Here is a 2,641-nt window from a genome sequence, read left to right as displayed (position 1 = left end):
TGGTTAGGGCTGTGTCTTCGGTCCCGGTCAGGATCTCGTCGTCGGCGTAAATGCCGGAAACGGAGAAGGACGATAAAAGGACGTTTGTCAGTGTATTGAAGTTGTACGAGTCGTCGTAGGTGTACCACACCTCGTCGCCCTCGTCGTTCCACTCGACCCAATCACCCCAACTATGATTTGTATATGTCAGGTAAACTGCGACACTGCCGGTAACAGGCAGGAGCTGAGAGGCAGTTACGTATTCCTCAACCTCATCTCCGCCCCAGTGTCTGCTCCATGATCCTTGGTAGGTGTCGTGCCCGACAGTCACTCCTACGCCGACTCTTTCCCCGTTTGGAGTGAAGACATACAGGTTCCAGTCCCAGCTGGACTCATAATACAGGAAATCGTCGTAATCGACGAAGTTTTCCTTCACGAGCCCCGCATAAAATCCGTTGGACAGCAGCAAAGCGCCATTTGGGATCGCGGTGGTAGTCGACGTGCTCATTTTCTCTTCCTTCCCTAAAGCGCTTAGGCGGGTCTTTGCCCCCTGAAGCCATTATCGTGGAGAGACGGATCAGGCGGTGCACGTCGCACGGCCTGCCGCCTCAGTCCTCTAACCGTTGCTTGTCACACCACCCAGAGATCCGCCGCGCTAAGCGCCATCCCGGCCGCGACAGTGGCGAACTGCACGGCTGCGCCGGCTCCATTACCATCGGCGTCGTAGAAGAGCCTGCCTTGGCTCTGGTTGTAGATGATGCGGTGCTCGGCTGTCGTGGCGGCGGTACCCACGACGAACTGGCTGGCCAGGAGCGCAGGGTTGCCGGTCCCGCTCGCCAGTAGGGCCGTGTAGACCGCGTCCTCGAGCACGATCTTGTCCCCGTCGGCGCGCACGAAGTCGGTGATCTTGTCCATGTTGGCCGAGCTGTGCGGCGCAGTGTCGAAGACGAAGCGATCTCCGCCGCCGCCCCCGGTCAGCACGTCGCTCCCCGCGCCCCCATGGAGCACGTCGTCACCCCCCCCGCCCACGAGTGCATCCTTGCCACCCTCGCCGCGGAGGGCGTTCGCGCCCGCGTTGCCAGTCAGCTTGTTGGCGAGGCCGTTGCCCGTCCCGCTCAGGGCGGCCGTGCCGGTGAGCGTCAGGTTCTCCACGAACCCGCTCAGCGAGAACGACACCGAGGCTTTGACAAGGTCCACCCCGCCTGCCGCGGTGCCGTCGGTCTCGATCACCTGGTCGCCGGCGTTGTCCACCATGTAGGTGTCCTTGCCTAGGCCGCCGATCATCAGGTCGGCGCCCGCACCCCCATCGAGCTTGTCGAACCCGTCCCCGCCGTAAAGGCTGTCACTCTCCGTGCCACCCGAAAGAGTGTCGTTGCCGCTCCCCCCATAGAGCACGTCCACCCCGGCGTTGCCCGTCAGAGTGTCGCTGCCTCCCTCGCCCCAAAGATCGTTGGCGCCACTGTTCCCAGTCAGCTTGTTGGCGAGTTCATTGCCGGTCCCGTCCAAGGCCGCCGTGCCCGTCAGCGTCAGGCTCTCCACAAACCCGGCCGAGGTCAGGGCGTAGCTCACCGAGGCGTTCACCAGATCCTTCCCTCCCGCGGCCGTGCCGTCGGTCTCGAGCAACTGGTCGCGGGCATGATCCACTGTGTAGGTGTCGCCCCCGAGGCCGCCGAACATCACGTCCTGCCCCGCGCCGCCGTCGAGCCTGTCGGCACCCGCCCCGCCGTAGAGCGTGTCGTTGCCCACGCCCCCATTCATCTGATCGACGCCGCCCTCCGAGACGAGGACATCGTCACCTTCTCCGCCTGCAAGGCTGTTGTTGCCGGCTCCGCCGTAGAGGGTGTCTGCGCCTTCGCTACCGTTCAGCGCGTCGTTGCCGGCCCCGCCATAGAGTTGGTCGTCACCCAAGCGCCCGAAGGCCACGTCGTTGCCATTGCCGCCATAGACATTGTCGTTGCCGGCCCCGGTCGCCAGCCAGTCGGCGTAGGCGGATCCGTGAACCTCGTCCTGCCCCCAGCCGGTGGTCAGCGTCAGGGCCGCAGTCGCCAGCGAGCCGTCGAGGCGTCCGCCGGTCTCACGCATCTCGTCCGACAGATCCGCTGTGCCACCGCCCTCGAGCACCAGGTTGACGATGCTGCCCAGCGCAATGCCGTCGAAGGCGTCGAGCTGCGCCAACGTGGCGCGGACCTGCACCCCGGTCAGTGCCAGCACCTCGAGTCCGCTCAGTTTGACATCCGACAGCCGGCCCCCCCGCGCCTCTAAGGTGTCGGTCCCCGCCCCGCCGTCGAGAACTCCCGAGGAGCCTGCCAAAATGACGAGCCGGTCATTGCCGTCTCCACCAAAGACGCGGTCCCAACCGCCGTCACCGCTCAGCACGTCATCGTCGGTCCCGCCGTAGAGCGTGTCGTTGCCGGTGCCACCAGTAAGGCTGTCGTTACCAGTCCCGCCATAGAGCAAGTCGTGGCCGGTCGCGCCATGGATGCTGTCGTCGTGATCGCCGCCAGAAAGCCAATCCTCTCCCGCTCCGCCCTCGAGAGTGTCGTTGCCCGCCTCGCCATGAAGACTGTTGGCGAGATCGTTGCCGTGAATGAGGTTGGCGAGAGCATTGCCCCAACCTGTGATCCCACCCAGGTGCAGGTTCTCGGTGAAGCTGCCCAGCGTG

The 2,641-nt window shown here is 64.5% G+C and carries 2 protein-coding genes; both read right to left on the bottom strand.

Annotated features, from left to right (window positions below; all coding sequences use genetic code 11):
* On the bottom strand, window positions 1-487 hold a 487-nt coding region (locus AC5JLB_RS25955; protein ID WP_495876724.1), incomplete at its 3' end, for a hypothetical protein.
* 122 nt (window positions 488-609) lie between these two features.
* The coding region (locus AC5JLB_RS25950; protein ID WP_495876723.1) for a calcium-binding protein at window positions 610-2,641 on the bottom strand (2,032 nt) is incomplete at its 5' end.

The sequence above is a fragment of the Myxacorys chilensis genome (assembly GCF_059505265.1).
This window is presented reverse-complemented; position numbering and strand designations above follow the sequence as displayed.